The organism is Candidatus Roseilinea sp. NK_OTU-006 (assembly GCF_012931985.1).
Taxonomy (GTDB): domain Bacteria; phylum Chloroflexota; class Anaerolineae; order J036; family Brachytrichaceae; genus JAAFGM01.
Genome location: NZ_JAAFGM010000025.1, coordinates 44,414 through 56,085 on the forward strand (window position 1 = coordinate 44,414; position 11,672 = coordinate 56,085).

Sequence of the window (11,672 nt, forward strand, 5' to 3'; positions counted from 1 at the left end):
TTTGCGATCGGCGTCAGTTCAACGTGATGACGCCGAGAAAGATCAGGTCATCGCGCGCGGGCCGGCCGTCTTGCTGCGCGGGCCAGCGCAACCCGCCGTCGCGGTCATAGATGCCGGCGAAGAGTTTATATTCGCCCGCGGGCGAATCGGCCGGCAGCGTGATTCGGTGAATCTGGTTGATGCCCTCACCCGTGTGATAGGTCAACGTGCTGCGCACTTTGCCATCTATGGTAGGCGGATTGTCGTCCTGCGAGACGAGCCGACCATCTGGACCAAATAAATGTAGGAAGAGCACGCCGTCGCGGGCCGGCGTTTGCTCGACGCGCCAGTGAGTGATGAAGTTATGCGTGCGGCCGCGCTCCACCGGCCCGTTCACGCTGTAGCCGAGCAGGCTCAGCTCGCCCACGCGTGCATTTGCGGGATGTTGCACCTGTGCCGCTACGGGCAATGGGCGGATAGTCCTCGATGCGCACCAGCCCCAGGAAGGCACCATCAACGCGACGGCCATCGCGCCAGCGCTCGAGCTGCAGGCGATACCAGCCGGGCTGCGCGGAGAACGGCACGTCCAGCACATACTGATCGCGCACCGGCTCGCCGGTCGGCCACGCTTCGACGGGGAAGTCGGGCGTGCCGGCGACACGCTGCGTCGCTGCCAAGTCGCCGCCGAGTAGTCCTTGCAGCGTCAATCGGGACTGCCAGGGCGTCAAGTCGGCGCGCGCCGGCAGCCAGGTCAAGACCACCGGCAGCGGCTCGCCGGGATGGAGGGAGGCCGGGCGTTCTACAACCGAGATGCGTATGTCGCCGAACGACGGCAACGGAGGGAAAGGGATGCGCGCCGGCTGCAGCACAAGCGGCGGTTGAGGCGCAGCGACGGCAGCGATCGTCATCGGCTGCTCACGCGCCGGCCATATCGTCACACGTATGCAACAAGCAACCGCCTCCGGCGAAAGCGGCGCAGCGACGTGCTGGATGCGCTCTTGCTTATCACCGGCCAGCACCGACATCTCCAAGTGATACGGCAACGCCGGCAAGCCCATAGGAATGGGGACGATGTGCTCGGTGCGAAAGTAACCGTCTGTTGGCCAAGCACCGATAACATCGAGGTCAGCACGCACATTCGCGTCTAGCCAGACCGCATCGCCGTAGCGCAATCGGAAGGCAACGTTGACTTCGCCGGGGAATCCGGCGCCGGATGTAGTAGGGCGCTGCCAGTACAACGTCAGGGATGTGTTCGGCTGCGGGTTGAGCGGTGCACCAGGTGAAAGGGCATAAGCCGCCAGACGCGGCATATCTGCGGCGGCCGCGCCATCTACCGCGAGCGCTTCAGCGGGCAGCGCTTCGACGAACGGCGGATCGAGTTCCAGCAGGCGCAGCGTGATCGCCGTGCTGCGCGCCGGGAAGTTCACCTCCCGGCGGATGAAAGGACTGCCGTTGAGCTGGCGCGGTTGGCCACGTCCACGATCCACATACCACACGCGTCGCGCATTCGGCGGCAGTTGCGCCGGAGCGTTGACGCCATCTTCCTGAAACCACGGCACACCGCGCAAGTACGGCGTGATGGGGATGGCAACCGTGGGAAGACCACCGATGACCAGCACGTCGCCGGGCTGCCAGTGGTCGCGCACATAGTGAGCCAGCGCGCGCCAGTCGTCTTGCCAGTGGGGTGTGCGTATAAATGTGGCAGCAACGCCGTAGAGCTGCAGGCCGACGATCAGCGCGCCCATCGTCGTGCCTGCGGTGCGCCAAAGTAGGGAAGCCGACTGCGTGCCGAAGCCGGATATCGGCCAGGCGCAACAGCGCGCCAGCAGCACAGCGGTCATCGGGGCGATCAGGATGAGATGGCGGAAGCCTTGATAATTTGGCTTGAGGAAGGACAGCGCGAACCACAGCACTACCGGCGTGGCCACAGAGGCTGCGAGCAGCGCATGCGCCGTGCGCATCTTGCCCGAGGAGCCCATGAGCAATGGAACGACGGCGGTCGCCAAGCACAGCGCGCCTGCGACGAGGCCGATCACTCCGCCCGAGAAGTCGAACGCATTCATCCCCAACAGGAAGCCGCCGAATTGCGTTTGCACGACGATCTCGATGGGAGCAGAAGCATAGTTCATTTCCTGTCCGCCCAGCAAGCGCACCAGGACCTCCCGAACGAAAGGCGTCGCCAGTGCCAAAAGCCCCGCGCCGGCGAGCGACGCACCCGCAGCGATCAAGGTTCGCCGGTCGCGCGCATGAAACTCATCCCAGTGCCGTGCCGTCCAGGTCAGCAAGAATGCCCCCTGCCCGGCGATCAGGCCGACAAACGAGTAGTGAGTGAGGAAGCCGGCGATCGCCAGCGCGATCCAGGCGAGCCAAGCCAAGGCGACGCGCTGCGTCGCGCGGCTGCACCGGTATGCGGCGAGTGTCAACGCGGCAGCGAGGAACGGCACAAGCGAATACATGCGAATCTCGCGGCTATACCAAATCAGCCCAGGCGAGAGCGCAACGAACAGGGTGGCCAGCACCGCCGTCGGCGCATCGAACATGCGACGTGCCAGCGTATAGGTCGTCGGCGCGCACAACACGCCGAAGGCAACCGAGAAGAAACGGAAGATGAACTCGTGCTCGCCCCCCAATGTCACGAAGCCCTGCAGGAGCAGAAAGTACAACTGCGGCTGTGTGTCAATCGTGCGCTCGCCTGCGACGTAGATGACGTTGGTCAGATTGTTCACCAGCGAGCCGCTCAGGCGCAGCAACGTCGTCCCTTCATCCAGCCAGATGCTGCGATTCGTCAGCTCGACGACGCGCAGCGCAAACGCCACGAGCATCAGCGACGTAACCAGCCAAAGTTCGCGACGACGAATCATCATTGCAGCCTCGCCTCACTCCGGCAAGTTGCCGACGTGTGGTAAACGCTGTCTGGCGCAGGGAAGAACGCGCAGTACACCGTCGGAACCGGCGGCGTCGCGCAGGGAGATGGCATAGATATCGCGCGGAAGGCGGTCACCGCCGGATGGTAGGGTTGGATGCGAACCGAGCGGCCTGGTGAGTTCATCCCACCGCTCGGCCGAAAAGCTGCACGCCCATCGCATGGCTTACAAAGATAAGCCTATCCTACAACAGCGTGTGCCGAGCCAACCTTCCCCGTCCATCGCGATCTTCCTTCGATTGGTTGCTACGAGCGCGCTTACGTTCGGTGCATTCGCGCTATACGCCGGCGCAGTTCAGTTGTCGCTGCTCTATGATGACGCGCCGACGGTATGGCGGCTGGCCGAACGCTCGCTGATTTCGAACTTTGCTTTGCCGCGCACGCTGGCCGCCGGCGAGTATCGTCCTGCCGCTACGACGCTCTGGTTGCTCACCCGCGACCTGTTTGGCTGGTTCTACGGGCCGGTATTGCACATGTGGAACGTATGGGCACACACGCTGAACACAGCTCTGGTGATCGCGCTGGCGGCTCGGCTTGGGCGTGCGATCGGATGGCGCGGACTAGCCTTTCCACTGCTAGCGGGGGCGCTCTTCGCAGCATTCCCCTTCTCGTACCAGGCCGTGCTATGGGCCGGCGCGCTATATCACCCGGTCGCGACCGCCGCCGGACTGGCAGCGCTACTTGCATACGCGCGATGGCGCGATGGCTGCAATGGCATCTGGCTGAGCATGAGCGCAACTGCGCTGCTGGTCGCTTGCATCAGCCACGAAGCCGGATTCGTCTTCGGCTTCTACCTGTTGGGTGTCGAACTGTTGCTGGCCCGGCGCCGCCGGTCGCGCTTGCGTCGCGCCGCCATGCTGGCCTGCGCCTTCGCCTTAGCCTTAGCCTATCCCATCCTCTACCAGTTGACGGTGGTCACGATTTGGAGCGAGGGCAACTACTTCGAACGCAGCAACGACATTCCAGCGATCCTCTACAAGCTGGCCTATTTTGCCCAAGGCATGATCGCATGGATGCTGGCAATAACGCGCCCGGCCCCTGGCACAACGCTTCAGCAACACATCGTGCTGGCGCTCGGGTTGTTGGTTGCCGAACTGGCGTTGGGCTTGGCCGTGCTCTGGCGCGCGCGGGCGCTCAGCCTGGGCCTGTGGGCGCTGGCGTGGTGGATCATCGGCATCGCACCGGCAGTGATGCTGCTGGATGCCAGCTACACTTCCGACGCACCGCGCCTGATGTATCTGCCATCGGTCGGTGTTGCGCTGTTCTGGGGCGTGGTCGTCGCCGGCGCGATGCACCTCGTCCGTCATCGCCGCTGGCAGTTGGTGCTGCCGTCACTCGCCACGTCGTTCGTGCTATGGTGCGTGCCATTCATCCTCATACGCATCGCCGAAACCCAACGCCTCGCGCCGGCGCTGCAGGCCATTGACCGAGACCTGCGCCAATCCAAGCCCAGCGACACCTTCCTCCTGATCAATGCACCCTTCGTCAGCCTGCCGGCGGAGCAGACCTTTCTGTTCGGTCGCGAAGGCATGCATCTGTGGGAGGTGGACGGCCCGGACGGACAGTCATGGGGGCCGGTATGGAAGTGGGCCGGCAGCGTGAGCGGTATACGGCGCGAAACGCTCGCTTTGCGTCATCCTCCCTCGATCACGGCGCGCGACGGCTACGAGGAAGCGGACAAATCGTTCACTACCGGCACGCCGTTTAAATACGGACTGTTCGGTCGCGCGGTGGACGACGCCCAGTTGCAAGATGCGATCCTGGCCGCCAACTACATCTATCGCTTCGACTACGACCCTCCCGGCCTCCGCGCGCGGCAAATCGGTCGCATCGAGCCGATGACCACCTTGGCTGCTGCGCCGCTGGCCCGGCTGGTCATCGGTGGGGGTAGCGCCGGCGCGACACTAGAATTTGCCGCGGCCGAACGCTGCGGCGCGCTTGTGCAGCTCCATTTGGTCTGGTCGGATGTGCGCAACCTGCCGCGACCGACCGGCGTGTTCGTTCACGGCCATGACGGGCAGGGATTGCAAACACTCATCGCCGATGCCGATCCGGTCGGCGGCCTAGTCCCGCTCGATCGCATTCCCTCCGGCCTGCGCATCTTCGAGACGCGAGCGATCTTCGTCCCGCCCGGCGTGGATGTGGACACCCTGCGCCTCGGCGCGTATCTCCGGGAGTCGCTGCAGCGCTACCAGGCGCTTAAGCCCGACGGCGGCGAGTGGCCGGCTAACGAGATCGTCGTCCCCATTGCGGACGACGTGTGCTTGGGGTGATGCAGGTCATCGAATTTCGAACGTCTGCAGCATCAGGCTATCGCCGGCGGCGTCGTTGCGCGGGTCGGCGATGGCGCGGCGCCGGCCGGTCTGTGGGTCATAGGCCCCGACGCGCACTTGGTATATCCCCGGCGGCAGGCCCTCCGGCAGCGTCACCCAGTGCGGATCGGCCACCACCTCGCCGCGCTGCCAGCGCGAGAAAGGATACGCGCCATACACCGGCTGCGTGTCGGCGGCCAGCACCACTTCGCCGGTGGTTTGGTTCACGATGTGCAGCAGCACGGTGTCGTCGGGCAAAGCATCCACGAGCGCGCGCCAGTGCAGCATGACCGACACTTCGCGCCGCGCCGGATCGTATCGCACGTCGCCGCCGATCAGCTCGACGCCGCTCGAGAGCGTCGCGCTGCGCAGATCGGCCAGCGCCGGCGCGGTGAACGTGCGCGGCGCCGGCTGGGCAATGTAGATCAGCGTATTGGTCACGCCGTCACGTTCATGCAGCGCGGCGACCTGCACGAGTTCCATGCGCGACTTGAGCGCCGCGCGTTCGAATCGTTCCCAATGACCGCCGAAGGCCGTCGCAGCCGGCGCGTGGAACACATACACATTTGCCGGATCGCGCAGCAACACCAAGCTAACGTCGGTAAAGCGGGGCGACGGATCCTGGGTGTACTCGAATACCTCGCGCATGCGCACGCGACCCTCGGTCAGCAAGGCGATGCTGCGTTCGAAACCCCAATCCATCGCGACGATGGGCCGGCCGGCGAAGCCCGACTCCAGCCAGACGGCCGTGCGGTTGAGCGCATCCGACCATAGGCCTCGGCCGCCCGTCTGCTCGAAGAACCTCAGCAGCGCGAGGTTGCCCATCAGTCCATTCAGCACCAGCGCCAGCGTCGCTGCCGCCGTCGCAGCACGCACCCAGCGCGGCATGCCGGTTCGCAGCCCATCGGCCAGCGCGCCCGCGATCAACAGGATCACCAACGGCATCAAGATGAACAGGTGCCGGCCACCGATCGCTGTCACGCTGAAAGTGGCCAGCGGCGTGATCACTACGACGCTCAGCAACAAGAACAAGCGCGGCAGGCGCGTCGGCGCGTTGCCGCCTCGGTTGCGCCATAGCCAAATCGCTGTATAGATCAAGCTGGCGACCAGCACGACGCCAGCCAGCGGCAGGGGCGCAGGCGCGTTGAATTCGAGCGTATCGCCGCCGACCAACCGAAAGAGCTGAGTCGCCTGAAAGGCCGTGTTGTTGAGGATATCTAAGTTGTCGTGACCGTAGAGCCGGGAGCGTAGCGCATTCTGTGCGATGAAGCGGAACGAGTCCAGGCCGGGGACGTTGTGGATCACGAACGGCGTCAGCCCCAACATGCAGGCCGCCGCGCATCCGGCCAACGTCGCAGGCGAAATCGTACGCAGCCGGGTGATCGTCTCTCTCGCACCCAGGCCGATGAACGCCGTGAGCGCGATAGGGCCTAGCACCCAAGCAAACAGCAATTTAGTGGCGCAGCCCAGGCCGAACAGGAAACAGGCCGCGACGAGTGGCGCAGTGCGTTGCGTGCGCTGCCAGGACGTGAGCAGGAGAATGATGCTCAGCGCGATCGGCAGCAGGGGCGACGAGAAGAATGCGCCTGCGCGATGCCACCACACGAAGACCGGCGCAGTCGCCGCGAGCACGACCGCCAGCGCCGCGACGCGATCGTCGAACCACACGCGCGCCAGTGCCCAGGTGAGGATCAGGGTGAGCAAGCCGATCAACGTCTGCGTCAACCGCAGCGACTCAACGGAGATGCCGAACAACGCGAAGCCGGCCAGGCTGGTGTAGATCGAGGTCGGGCCGATGTAGTGCAGCATCATGATCGGCATGGGCTGGCCGAAGACGCGGATCGTCTTCAGCGCGCTGGCCGGCCACTCGCCGCGCAGCAGCTCCAACGCCGGGATGGCGTCTGCCACTTCATCGTAATTTGGGCCGGGCAGGCTGAGGTTCGCCAGCGCAATGCTCAGATAGAGCACGCCGGCCAAGGCGAGCGCGAGAAACGACCGGAACGCAGCGCAGTCGAAGCGGGACGAGGGCATGGGGTGGATCGAGCGCGAAGAATTGTACGATGTGTGAACGCATTCCGTCACCCGCATGGCAAAATTAGCGCGAAGCATGCCCGACCGACCACGCTGCCTGCTATGGAACCTGCATCCCACGCCAAAGCGCGCCGGCTGATCGCGCCGCTTGCAGTAGCCGCGCTGGTCGTAGCGTTGGTCGCCTCTTACTGGCCCAGCCTATCCCTGCCGCTGTCGTTCGACGACGCGTGGAGCGTGCGGATGGCGCGCGACTTCACGCTGTTCGACCTGTTCACGCGGACGCAAAATTTCGGCTATTACCAGCCGCTATATCTGGCCTACTACCGGCTGGCCGCCGCTGCCGGCGCATCCGGGCCGCTGCTCCTGCACGTCTCGTGCATCGTCGCTCACGCCGCCAACACGCTGTTGCTGCTCAAATTCATGCCCGCCATGCTAGGCCGGCAAACTGGCGGCATGGCGTTCGGCGCTGCCTTTCTCTTCGCGCTGAATCCGTTCGCCGTTCAGGCCGTGGCGCTCCCCGCCGGCCTGAACCACCTATTGGCGCTGCTGTTCATCCAACTGGCGATGCTGTGCTACGCGTGCGCACGGCAGTCCGGCCCGACTCGGCGGCGCGCTGCGTGGTGGGTCACTTGCCTCGGCCTATGCACGCTTGCGTTCCTCTCCAACGAAATCGGCCTGAGCGTCGCTGGCTTTGCGCTGACCTACGAAGCGATCCGCGCCGTGCGAACCCGCCGGTGGGCGCGTGAGGCATGGTCGTTTCTGATCGTGGTCGGGCTGGCCGGCGCCTATGCCGTGCTTTACCAGCTCATGCCAAAAGGCGCGTCGCCGGAGTGGACCTTCGCGTTTGGCGACGCCATGACCCGCGCATTGATCGCGCTGCAGACGCTGACCTACCCGCTCACGCTGCTGCTGTCGCCGCTGGGCCTGCCGGCCGAGGTCGCCGTGCTTCTGGCGACTGCGCTGCTGCTTTCACTGTGTGCCCTCGCCCTGCGCGGCGGGATGGACGACGCCGCTCTGCTGGGATTGCTGCTGTTCGCAGCGTCCGTCGCGCTGCCGGTGCTGCGCCTACCCACCGGCTATGTGCAGAACGCGCCGCGCGTGTTCTACCTCGCAAGCGTCGGCGTGGCGATCACCTGGGCATCGCTCGTATGGGCGTTGGCCGCTCGGCTCGTCCCGCGCATTCGGGTCGCTCTTATCGGCACGGTCATCGCTACCCTCGGCCTGGCAGGCGCTTGGCACGTGCGTGATCACCAGGCGCTCCTCGCCCGCGCCAATGAGCCGGTGCAAGCCATTGCCCTCGCCGGCGCACAACTTACCCCTGGTGACCAGTTGCTGGTGATCAATGCGCCGGAGTGGGTCGCGCCGCCGGCGCGTCGCTTCCCGATGTTCTCCGAGGGCGCCATCGTGCTGGCCGACTACGTGGAGGGCAGCGACCTAACGCTGGCCAATACTGGCCTCGACCGCGATGTGCGCCTGGTCCGGCTCGCCTTGCCCGGCCACCCGTCGCGCCCGTATGCCTTCCAGACGTTCGGCGAGCCGTTCGACTCGGCGCAACTGCACAACGCCGCGCGCGTGCTGCAGACGCATTACCTGAGCGAAGGACTGCGCACCGACTGGATCGGTGGCGCGACGGAACAGCGCCCCGCGCAAACCGTCGTCACCTTCGCCGGCGGGCCGGCGCTCGCGCAATACCACATCCAGCCTTGCCGCGAAGGATGGGTGGTGGCGCTGCAATGGCGAGGCTCGCCATCTGCGCGCGAACTGGCTCCGACGCTCTCGGCGTTCGTCCAAGCGCTGGACGCGAACGGTGCCAAGCTGGCCCAGAGCGACGGCGCGCCGCTGCAAGGGCTGCTGCCGTTCGCTCAATTACCCCTCGATCGCGATATCGTTGACCGGCGGATGCTCATTGCGCCGGGCGCCGCCGGCGCAACGCTCTACGTCGGGCTATACGACTACGTGACCGGCGAACGCTTGCCGGCCACCGACGCACAAGGCGTGCGGCTGGACGGCGATGCGTTGGCGCTGGCGCTGTCTCCCCCCGATCCGAACATCGTATGCCGGTGATCACGCCTCAACGAGGCAGCACCTCGACCGGCAACGACACCTGCGGCGAAATCTCACCCGATTCGGTGTAGGGGACGACGCGCAAGGTGTAATCCCCTGCTTGGAGATCGGGCGGCAGTGGGATGAGATATACCCCCCAGATCGGCTTCTCGAACGGCGTATAGGGGAAGCCGTTGAAGGCGATGGGCTGGTCGGATTGCAGCGCCTGCTTGCCCTGTGCATCGGCCAGCCGCAATGACACTTTCGTATATACCGACAGCGGCACGAACGGCTGGGTTTGCCAAAAGCACTGCACCTCCATGAAGCCATCCCCGGCACGGGCCGGCTGCGGCTGCACACAGCCCAGGCTGCGCAGTCCAACTTCGGGGCGATTGTGCTCGATCACGGCTTCGCTCGGCGGGATTTGCTCCGGCAGCGGACGGTATGGCCGAAAGAAGCGATAGCGCTGCAGGCGCAGGCCGGCGAACTGCGGCGTATCGGGCTGCGGTGCGAAGGCCTGCGCCTGGCGGCGCAGCAGCGCCGGCACGACGCCGGTCGGGTCAATCACGTCGGCCTGCCAAAGCAGTAGCCACGCGCCGCCCAGGTTGGCCAGCGCCGCGTTCGTCGTCGGCACCACGCTAGTGTAGGTCAGCGTGTTGCGCACGTTCAGCACCGGGTCGGGCGGCAAAGCGACCCAGGCATCCGCTGCGCCGGTCCAGTAATACTCGAAGGCCGGCGCGAAGTGGCCGGAGACCAACACCACGCGCTCATCCGGCTGCAGGTGCGTGCGGATGTAGGACACCGCGCTGCGGAAGTCTTCGTTGGCATAGAGCGGGCTGATGCGCAGCGCGAGCGACGCTGCGCCGAATCCCAGGGCGAGCGCGGTGAGGCCGGCGCGCGCCAGCGCTTGCGCAACCCGACCATGTTGCGGCGCGCCGGCAATCGCAATGCCGAGGGTTGCCAGCACGATGGGCGTGACGATGGTCGGATAGCGCGGCGAAAACTTGCCGACGACGGCGCAGAACGTTGCGATGGCGACCGGCGACATGACCGCGATCGCAGCCAGCGCCGCCGCAAGGTGCGGCCGATCGCGCCTCGCAACCAGCGCGACGCATGACAGCGCCAGCGCGATCATGACGGCGACGCCGGCCGGCGTGATCCATGTCACGGGTAACAGGCGCGGCAACGCCTGGCCGGCAGCCGTTTGCACCATCAGCGCCGGCCAGTCGGCTGACGCAGCGTAGCTTACGCCGTAGTCGGCACGATTCGGCCAGATGAACGCCGTCCACAAGAGGATAACCAGGCCGGCGCCGGCCGCAGCCAAGCCTTGCGGACGACTGATCTTGCGCCCTTCGCCGAGGCGTAACACGATGCCCGCGATGATATGCACACCGATCACCAGCGCGCAAAGCACATGTGTCGCGAAGGCCAGCACGCCAAGCACGCTCCACGCCAGCCAAAGCGCCGGCCGGTCGTCGCGCAGCGTCATCAACAGCGCCAAGGTTGCTCCCAGGCACAGGCTGCCGGCCAAGGCATACATGCGCGTCTCTTGGGCGGCTAGGACGCAGACTGGCGAGAGGGCGATCAGCACCGCAGGTACGACCGAAGGCCGGTGTAAGACGACCTTCCCCAGCCGGTAGGCCAGCGCGACGCTCGCCGCGCCGGCGAACACCGACAACAGCCGGACGGCGAACTCACTCTCCCCCAGCCCGGCCATCCAACCTTTCAGCAGAACGTAGTGCAGCGGCGTGTTCAGGTCGAGCTGCGCTGCGCGGACGAACAACGCGAGGGCGTCGTGGTGCTGCGCGAAAAGCACAGAGAATGCCTCATCGTACCAAAGGCTCTGGCCGGCCAGGTCGAAGGTGCGCACGGCCAGCGCGACCAGCAGGACGCCCAAAGCCCAGATTCGTCCGCGCAGGGGGGGATCACCCATGGACGCGGCAGATTATAGGCTTGCGCATCAAAGCAGCAATGTGATAATCATAGCGCGTTTCGGCTTTGTTGACGCAACCCAGGCAGAAGCGCTGTGATCGCCGATGGCGCTCCGACGGCTCATCCTCCTGACTTTCGTCCTCCTCGCGCTGCCCTACGTATTCGCAACGCCGGTCTTCGAGAAGAACGACGAAGTGATGCATTTCGCTTACGTTCATCACCTGGCGCATGGCGGCGGCCTGCCGGTGCAGTCGCTCGCGTCCAAAGAAACGCCCTGGGCGCAGGAGGGCAGCCAGCCGCCGCTCTACTACGCGCTGGCCAGCTTAGAACCTATCTCTAAACTTACGGAACGAGCCATAATAGGGATATGGATAATACCAGTGGGACGCGATACGCCGACGTTGCAAGTTGGGAGCTGTCTGATAGTCTGTGGGCGCGCATTGAACCGTTGT

General features: G+C 65.4%; 6 protein-coding genes and 1 pseudogene. 3 read left to right on the forward strand and 4 right to left on the reverse strand.

Features of this window, described 5'->3' with window-relative positions; genetic code table 11:
• Window positions 1–13 precede the first annotated feature (13 nt).
• Together GXH28_RS12080 and GXH28_RS12085 are read right to left on the reverse strand one after the other, a co-directional pair.
• On the reverse strand, window positions 14–406 hold the full coding sequence (locus GXH28_RS12080; RefSeq protein ID WP_169239287.1) for a hypothetical protein: 393 nt from the start codon (window positions 404–406) through the stop codon (window positions 14–16).
• Window positions 342–2,843, reverse strand: a complete 2,502-nt coding sequence (locus tag GXH28_RS12085; RefSeq protein WP_169239288.1) for a glycosyltransferase family 39 protein — start codon at window positions 2,841–2,843, stop codon at window positions 342–344. The genes GXH28_RS12080 and GXH28_RS12085 overlap by 65 nt, the downstream gene beginning before the upstream one ends.
• A 175-nt stretch (window positions 2,844–3,018) precedes the next feature.
• On the opposite strand from GXH28_RS12085, the gene GXH28_RS12090 reads away from it, so the two are divergent.
• Complete coding sequence (locus tag GXH28_RS12090; protein ID WP_169239289.1) at window positions 3,019–5,175, forward strand: hypothetical protein; 2,157 nt, start codon at window positions 3,019–3,021, stop codon at window positions 5,173–5,175.
• 6 nt (window positions 5,176–5,181) lie between these two features.
• Here GXH28_RS12090 and GXH28_RS12095 read toward each other — a convergent pair whose 3' ends face one another.
• Window positions 5,182–7,245: a glycosyltransferase family 39 protein gene (locus GXH28_RS12095; protein WP_169239290.1), complete on the reverse strand. Its 2,064-nt coding sequence runs from the start codon at window positions 7,243–7,245 to the stop codon at window positions 5,182–5,184.
• A 102-nt stretch (window positions 7,246–7,347) separates the two neighbouring features.
• Here GXH28_RS12095 and GXH28_RS12100 point away from each other — a divergent pair, with 102 nt between their 5' ends.
• The gene (locus GXH28_RS12100) at window positions 7,348–9,309 is read left to right on the forward strand and encodes a hypothetical protein (protein WP_169239291.1); all 1,962 of its coding nucleotides are present in this window, start codon (window positions 7,348–7,350) and stop codon (window positions 9,307–9,309) included.
• A 7-nt stretch (window positions 9,310–9,316) separates the two neighbouring features.
• Here GXH28_RS12100 and GXH28_RS12105 read toward each other — a convergent pair whose 3' ends face one another.
• The gene (locus GXH28_RS12105; RefSeq protein WP_169239292.1) at window positions 9,317–11,221 is read right to left on the reverse strand and encodes a glycosyltransferase family 39 protein; all 1,905 of its coding nucleotides are present in this window, start codon (window positions 11,219–11,221) and stop codon (window positions 9,317–9,319) included.
• 103 nt (window positions 11,222–11,324) lie between these two features.
• Between GXH28_RS12105 and GXH28_RS12110 the strand changes: the two are divergent.
• Window positions 11,325–11,672 (forward strand): annotated as a pseudogene (locus GXH28_RS12110) (hypothetical protein); the annotation flags it as partial.